This window comes from Quyinboa mangrovi, from assembly GCF_042219825.1.
Taxonomy (GTDB): domain Bacteria; phylum Bacteroidota; class Bacteroidia; order Bacteroidales; family UBA5342; genus JBHJHP01.
Genome location: NZ_JBHJHQ010000003.1, coordinates 191,556 through 199,543, shown reverse-complemented (window position 1 = coordinate 199,543; position 7,988 = coordinate 191,556). Strand labels below are relative to the sequence as shown.

Genomic DNA, 7,988 nt, shown 5'->3' with positions numbered 1-7,988 from the left:
ACGGCAAAAGCTATGATCGGTTTCCTTGCCAATGAAAAAATTGAAAAGATTGTTATCAACATATCTGTTGTTGCTGCACCTGAAATTACGGCGACAGTTGTAGATACCCAGAAATTGGCGATAACTGTTCCTCCGAGGACCGATTATTCCACAGATCCATTGGAATTTGATCTGGCCCAAACACTGGCTGATCTGGGTATCGCTGCCATGAGTGAAATAGAAGCCGTAGTTACATATGATACGGATGAAAGTATTACAGACATAACTGCTACAGGTAATGTATTCTGGTATGATTTGGAATCCAATTATGGAGCCTGGGGAGCCAATGCATCGGTATTTGTGAATTATGAAAGCACTGATTTGAGCTACGTATCCATAGGTCAGTATCCTGATAATGTGGATTCAATGCTTTCGTACACTTATACCGTATACTACGGTTTCATGGCGAATGAAAAGATTGAGATACTGGAAATAGCAGTAACTATAAGTGATGATACAGGTTTGGATCAGGCGGATGAAGCAAATGAGGCTCTGATGCAAATCATAAATCCTGTGAGAGATGAATTAAATATTGTATTCTCAAAACCAGTTAAACCCGGTTATTTGTCAGTTTATAATATTAATGGTGCCAAGGTTATCACAAAGCAGGTTTCTGGTTCAGAAACGGTCAGATTAAATATGAAAAGTATAACAAATGGTATTTATATCGTTCATTTCAGTGATGGATCAACAGTGGAATCTGTAAAATTTATTAAAAGGTAATACATTGATTCCCGGATATTCCGGTATTATCATAGAGAAGCGGTCAGAGATCTGATCGCTTCTTTCTGTTTATTGTATTCTTAATAATAACCTGATAATATGGTCCATTTTATGGCAGTATGATACTCAAATGATTTAAAAACAGCGCATTAAAAGATGTTGGAACTATTAGTTGAAACCAACTGATTGCACATTTATACTACTATTTTCAACATACATATTGATCAGAATCATTCAATTTCACCAATTTTAACATAAGTAAAATAGATTATATTGTATAATTAAAAATTGATGATTATGAAGAATTTTACATTTTTAATGGCTATTGTATGTTTAGCTTTTGTAAGTTTTGGAACTGTATCTGCTCAGGATGGAACTGTTTATACGGATGATTTCAGTACTGGTCATGACTATCTGACTGATGGTTTTGATGGTTCTATATGGCAGGGGATCTTATTAAATGATACTGTTATTGGAAGTAATGGTTTAGGCCCTGCTGAATTAAGTGTGTTAAATACAAATGATGAAGCAGGTATCTTAACCTATACATCTGCAAGTTCAGCATGGCAAACAGTTGCTGACAATGGGCCTCTTCTTTACAGAACGGTAAAAGGTGGGGCAGATTTTGAAATGAGTGTTAAGATTGTTGGTGGTGACTTTTTGTCTTACGGACTTGAAGCTCTGGTAGAATATTTTATGCCGGGTTTAATGGCAAAAGTTAAGGATGAAACGACGTTTGTCCTGGTTCAGGCATTTGATATTTATGACTGGGGTGCAATTTATGGTGTGCGTGATATCTTCCCAGCTGAAGGAATGGCTGAAGAAAACTGGATCAAAGACGATGATTCAGGTAACCCGGTCTCTGTTGCCACTTATCCTTATATTAAGTTAGAGAAATACGGTAATGAATTTATAGGTTATTACAGTGCTGACGGTGAAATATGGTATGAAATTTATACTGCGGTAAAACCTGAAGTTGAAGGTAAAGATTTACAGGTTGGACTTTATTCTGCAACATATACAACGAACTCAGCAACGGTTAAATTTGATGATTTTCAACTGATCGATTATGATGAAAGTTCTGCTATCAAGAAAGTTTCGGCATCTTCACCTGTAAGTTCATACAGTGCAAACAGCAGGGTGATTGTAAGAAATAATTCCGGAGAATCCATGAGCTCTGTTAAGCTTTACGGTATTGACGGAGCAATGGTTTACAACGCTAAAGCAATTGATGCACAGCGCATTGAAATTCCGGTATCGAATAATGGCATTTACATTATGGATGCAACCGTGAATGGAAACCGTTACACTCAGAAAGTTGTGGTCAGATAATAATAGCTTAAATTACAGCAATAAGAATAGTTACAGGAAGTCGGCGAACATACCGACTTCCTGTATGCTTAAATTTTCATCATATATCCTGTTTTATTTTGATCCATTTAATGAATTAATGCTTTTTGCTGGCTTTTAGTGTATCGTTTATACTAAATGTCGGGAGAGTTCTAAACATATTAAAAATGAGAAAAAGGAAAACATTTATCGGATTGTTTCTCGGTTTATTTATAACCAGCGGTGTTTTTGCTCAGCAGGACTCCGTAAATCTTGCGCTGGACGCAGCCATAACTACTTCACATGTTTCTCCATGGGAGACTCTGGGGGCAGTAAATGATGGAGTAGAGCCTACCAGTTCCACCAAAACAGGGACCGCTTATGGCAATTGGAACGGAGAGGGCGATTACGGAATATATAACTGGGTTCAGTATGATTGGACTAATGCGGTAAATGTTTCTTCCACGGCTGTATACTGGTGGGACGACAATCCAACAGCTGATGTTGGTATTGCTCAACCGGATGATGCTTATATTGAATACTGGAATGGTGTTTCATGGATCAGAGCCGGTAATATCGGGACAGCTTTAAATATGTATAATCAATTATATATTGGAGGAGTCTGGACGCAACGTATAAGGATTACAATGAAAAGTCCTGCAGCAACCGGAATTCTGGAGTGGAAGGTTTTTGGTCAGACAGGCGGAGACTGTGAAGCCACATCCTTTGGTGTTTCAATCAGTGTCAACGGATCATCTGTCGGTGAATCTGGTTTTACAAATATTATTGTTGGAGACGATCTGGTACTGAGTGCTGATGAGCAATCGGTCGGGCAATTTTACTGGAGTGGTCCTGATGGCTTTTCTGAAACGGGAAATGAGGTGAGTATCGAAGACATGCAAACCAACCAGTCAGGCACTTATACCGTTATGTATATTAACGAATGTGGTTCAATTTCGGAATCAGTTGTTTATGTTACAGTAGCATTGACTAACGATGGTTCTGCTTATACATGGCCGGCTTATGACCCTCCGATCTATTATGATTTCAGGGATGAATTTCCTTCACTTGAGATGCCAACAAAGGATCTGGAAGACTGTAACAACATAGCTGGCAGACAGTCATCAGGCTGGTGGACTTTTGTCTGGGGACCAAATGCACGTAGCCTGGTCACTGAAAATGCCATAACTCCAATGCTTGAAAGATTCAATAAGGATTTTGCTTATTTCCGGGATACGATGGGATGGCCTCCTGATAAAAGAGCTAAGCGTGGATACAGAAGCGGTATTTATCTGTATGGTTCCGGTTTATGTACTGATAATGCAGATACAACAGCCTTAGGCGGATGGCAAGGAGCGACGAACTATCAGGGTGAGAGTTGGCCAATGGTTCTTGCATCGTATTATCCGGTATATTCATATGATCCTGCATGCCCTTATGGAGACAGGGAAGGTCAGATGGGAGCAATGATCCATGAAGGAATTCATGCCCTGCTTGCTGATCTTCCTGGCGCTAAAAGTGCTGCATGGTTTCAGGAGGGCGGAAATACCTGGTTGCAGCAGGAAATGGAATCCAGAAAATCAGGCGATTATTCATCCATGGGTTTTTTAAATGCAGGGGCCATGATAGCACCTTTTATGCCTATTGAATGTTACAGCGGTTGGTTGCAGGATGGTAGCTTTGGAGGACCTTCAGCTGAAGGCGTTAATATGTTTGATGGCGGGCAGCAGATCTGTACCTGGAGGAATCTGTTAGGTGGAAATCAATATGGGAATTTATTCCCCGTTCTTTTCAGTCAGATATTCGGGGATCATAGTGTTGCATGGATATGGAGATATTGTCATAACAGGGTTCTGGATGGTATTGCAGATACTCTCGGAGATCATCAGATGCGACGTTTGATCATGGAATACAGGGCAAAACAGGCTCTGGTAGACTTTGGTGTATGGACCACGGCAGCAAGAAAATTGCTCGATAATAATTTCGGATCAAGTATAAAAGCTGAATGGCAACCTTCCTGGCTGAATCCGGAAGTGTGGAAGGCAACACCCTATGTAAAAACATGGATTAACAGTGAAGGGCTGGTGGTGCCGGAACAAAGGACAACACCGGGATGGTCGGGAGCCAATATTGTACCTCTGATTACTGAAGGCGATATTGTAAAAGTAGATTTTATTCCGATAGGCAAAAATTTGGGGTGCCAGCTATGTTACAGGGCTGAAGATGGTTCTGTAGTTTACGGTCAACCTGTATTTGGAGGTGAAACCAGTCTGAAACTGGAAAAGAAACCAGCCAATAATGTGGTATTTGTGGTGGTAACCAATACAGACTATATTTATGAAGGTGAGAAAACCCGAAAGGCGCATTTCGACTATCGATTAAGACTTGGAGAAGGCGTAAAAGAAAGAGCACACTGGGATGTAAGATGGTACAGGTGGAATACAAAACTGAACAATATTACTATTCCTACAGATATTGACATTAATAAAGTGAGTACTCATAATAAAGTTTCTGTTTTTCCGAATCCGGTTCAAAAGGAAGAGGAAATTAATATACGTTTTGAAAATGATCTGACATCGCCTGCAGAGATAAAACTGGTTGATGTAAACGGTAAGTTGGTGGCTATGAAAAACGCAATAGCAAATACCACGCTTACTTGTCCTGAAAAGCTTAACAAAGGATTTTATTTTATGTCAGTTAAAACAGGTGAAGGCTCTGAAGTTCATAAACTTGTAGTACAATAGCAGCTGAATTAGAAAAAAAGAAGAGGCTGTCCAAAAAGTAAAATCTGTATAAGTTTTACTTACGGATTGTTAGTAGCTTTTTAAAAACTACCCCTAAATCCCCTAAAGGGGACTTAAAGCCTCCCACTTTAGGGGAGGTTTGGAGGGGTAATAGAAGGATCACTATCAATTTATAAGTTCCTTATATTCTTATTTGCCTTTTTGGACAGCCTCTTTGCTGTTTGTATAAATTGTTTCCCCTTTGAATTTTTATTCTTGCCACCCATGGAGTCATGATAAAATTCAGGTGCTAAATTCTGATATGCTTACTTTTTAACTCTGAACAAGGTTACTACTGTACTATCGGATTGCAATGGGATTAATAGTTCAGGATCATTATTAAAATTAATTTCATTCTTGAAGTTGTTAGTGGTTGTGACGTTGTAAATGCCTTTTAACCCTTTGAATTTTATGGTAGTATTATGCTCGTCATTGGTTCTGTTTTCAATTACCATTGTTATCAATGTCTCGTCCTTAGTTACACTAATTGGACTGCTTTTCGAAAAGCCATCCCTGGAGAAAACAATATCAAAATTCATATTATCCAGTCTGTAGTATAATTTTTGACGCAATCCATCAGCAGGAATTACAGAATAAACATTGTCGTGTTCATGCAGATTTCCTCCATAGGCCACTACTCCAAAAACGGAATCACTTTTTAGTATTGTTGCCGCAGTTCTCAATGCTCCGCAGTACCCCAGATCTATTTCTCCGTCATAATACCAGGGCCCTCTGCCCTGAGGTTTTCTTATCCATGTATTGGCGTATTTCTGCGGCTCAAAGGCCCAGCCACTGGCCCCATCATTTTCTTTTCCTGGATACCAGAAACCATAATTTGATTCCGGAGTACCAGTGTTCATCAGTGCGAATGAACTAAGATATGACTGGTAGCCGAGACGAAAAGCGGCATCATCTGAAGGGGCGAAATGAAGGGTATAATCCAGTATAGCCCAGCCGCCCATTTGTGCCATGTAGCTTAGGGTGTACTTGTCGCTTCGGCCCCTGTAATCACTGCCAAGAAAGTAATATGCCGGTTCTAAATTACCGCGTTGAGCAATATTGGCATTTAGCTGTCGAAGCATGAAATCTTCTGCATCCTTCCTTGAAACGGTTGGATGAGAGTACCATTTTTTAAAGTTTTTGTCATACCATAGATTTGTGTCAGGATCCATCTGGTTTAATACACCATACTTTGCTAAAGCATAGCTGGACTCAAAAGCAGTGGCGTCAACAGCGTATTCTGATCTGAAAGGATACGGATCATCATAAATAAAATACTTAACTTTTTTCTCCCATTCCTTGCGTAGAAATGTGGCGTCTTCGCTGTAGCCTTTTGCTGTTAGAATATCGATAAGTTCTGGTATCAGCAGTTCATTGTAACACCCCCATTTATAGGTCTCGTACCAGGGCAGGATTTCATATGGATAAGTAAAATATGCTTTTGCTGTTTCCTTTGCCCTGACGAGGTACCCATCCGCATCCAGATAATGTGTCAGTTCAGGATATAACGAAGCTATCTGGTACATGTGATAGTAAAGCATAAAAATATGCGGATAGTCGTAAGAACGCCACACATGCATTTTGAAGCGATTAGGGTCCTTTGTGTTTGCTTCCCTTGCTTCAGTTTTGTTTCGGTTATAATTCCAGTCAGGCGTACCGTACACTCCATATGGATAAGGCAACTCCTTGTCTGTACGTTGTAAGCCACCCCATACAAAATTTTCAATATAGTATTCGATGGCATTAATTTCTTCAGCAACAGGAAATACCACATTTTTTGAAGCCAGAAAGGGTGCTTTACATAAACCAGGATCATCACAGGTTAAAACATAACTTAAACGACTGGTATCAAAATAGTCCGCATTATCTTGGCCGCGCAGAACGGCATTTTTCATATCATAAACTCCAAATAGGCCATCGTACCACTTCGTTGAGTCTTTATGTTGTTGTGAATTTACAATAAAGTCAGCACGTTTTTTGTAAAGGGTTTCTAAAGGTTCTGTCACAAAAAACTCAAGGTAGGTCTTATATCCCTTCCCATAATTTACTGTCAGTTTATTTTCTCCGGTACGGTTAAATCTTATGTTATATATAGTTGTGCCGTCATTTCTCCGTTCCAGCGTATCTATTTTTGTCATGGCACCACCGAATTCGGGCAAAATATTCTTTACGATCTGATGTGTCTCAAGAGCCAGCCTAACATCAAGATCCGTAGGAACCGTCATTCCCGGCATCACCTCAACATTGATCATATCTTCATCAACAAGAATTTGGCGTATCCCATCATAGCTCCCGGCCCATTTAAACATAAATCCATAGCTTATCTCCTGATCCGGTTCTAACAAACGGGATGTGTGACTTTGACGCCAGGTACCCCGCAGCTCCTCGTTTCCTGTAAAAGACGAATGGAGGTAAATATTGTAGGTTCTTTTTTTGCTATCACCCAATGGTCCAACTTCCCAGTATTCAGCTGCTGTTCCTTTTAAGGGTAACATAACGAGGTATGGGGGTAAACCGGTAGGGCGTTCGAAAAACAGATATGAGTTGTTGCCGGAGATAAACGAATGTTTTATCACAGATTTTTCAAAGATGTCTGAAGGATTTTCACCATAGGGAAGATTGTAATCTACCGGAATTGCAAGGTCTTCTATCCTAAGTGAAGTTTTACCTGTGTTTTTCAGGTGTATGAACCAGGCCAGTTCATCATTTCTCAAATCAAATGACTGGGATAATTTCAGTGGTTTGCTCTGTTCTATTTTTACTTCTCTTTTTTCAAGTATCTTCCCTTCCAGAATAAATTTTGTCTCACCGGAATGAAGGGCATCTATAAAATCAGGTTTTTTATCATAAACATACCGGATATAAATATTGCCCAGTATTCCGTTATTATTGATATAGTTTGTTGGATATATGTCGCCGGTATTTTGTAATAAACTTATACCATAATTCTCATGTTCCAGTGTAAAAAAACGGTTAGAGAAAGCCGCTTTTTTTATATTCTGTGCTGAAAATAATTGAACAGCTGCAAGCAAACAAAGTGTAACCAGGCATTTTCTTGATATTTTCATGGTATTATTGTATTAAATAAAAATAAAAAAACCGGGATACACCCGG

At 39.5% G+C, this 7,988-nt stretch carries 4 protein-coding genes; 3 read left to right on the top strand and 1 reads right to left on the bottom strand.

What is annotated here, in order from left to right; genetic code table 11:
• The 3 genes from ACE1ET_RS06905 to ACE1ET_RS06895 all read left to right on the top strand — a co-directional run.
• Positions 1-762 (top strand): T9SS type A sorting domain-containing protein (locus ACE1ET_RS06905; RefSeq protein ID WP_375727643.1); only part of this gene is annotated, 762 nt, incomplete at its 5' end.
• Positions 763-1,059: 297 nt separating this feature from the next.
• Positions 1,060-2,094 (top strand): T9SS type A sorting domain-containing protein, encoded by a 1,035-nt coding sequence (locus tag ACE1ET_RS06900; protein WP_375727642.1) that lies wholly within the window; start codon positions 1,060-1,062, stop codon positions 2,092-2,094.
• A gap of 185 nt (positions 2,095-2,279) precedes the next feature.
• A complete protein-coding gene (locus ACE1ET_RS06895; RefSeq protein ID WP_375727641.1) occupies positions 2,280-4,835 on the top strand; it encodes a T9SS type A sorting domain-containing protein in 2,556 nt (851 codons plus the stop codon).
• Positions 4,836-5,140: 305 nt separating this feature from the next.
• Here the strand turns inward: ACE1ET_RS06895 and ACE1ET_RS06890 are convergent, their stop codons facing one another.
• Positions 5,141-7,942, bottom strand: coding sequence for a DUF5695 domain-containing protein (locus ACE1ET_RS06890; RefSeq protein WP_375727640.1), 2,802 nt, complete (start codon positions 7,940-7,942; stop codon positions 5,141-5,143).
• Positions 7,943-7,988: the final 46 nt, after the last annotated feature.

Bases quoted from the DNA above. Each gene is read 5' to 3' on its own strand.
- ACE1ET_RS06900 (WP_375727642.1), top strand. From the start codon at position 1,060: ATGAAGAATTTTACATTTTTAATGGCTATTGTATGTTTAGCTTTTGTA.
- ACE1ET_RS06895 (WP_375727641.1), top strand. From the start codon at position 2,280: ATGAGAAAAAGGAAAACATTTATCGGATTGTTTCTCGGTTTATTTATA.
- ACE1ET_RS06890 (WP_375727640.1), bottom strand. From the start codon at position 7,942: ATGAAAATATCAAGAAAATGCCTGGTTACACTTTGTTTGCTTGCAGCT.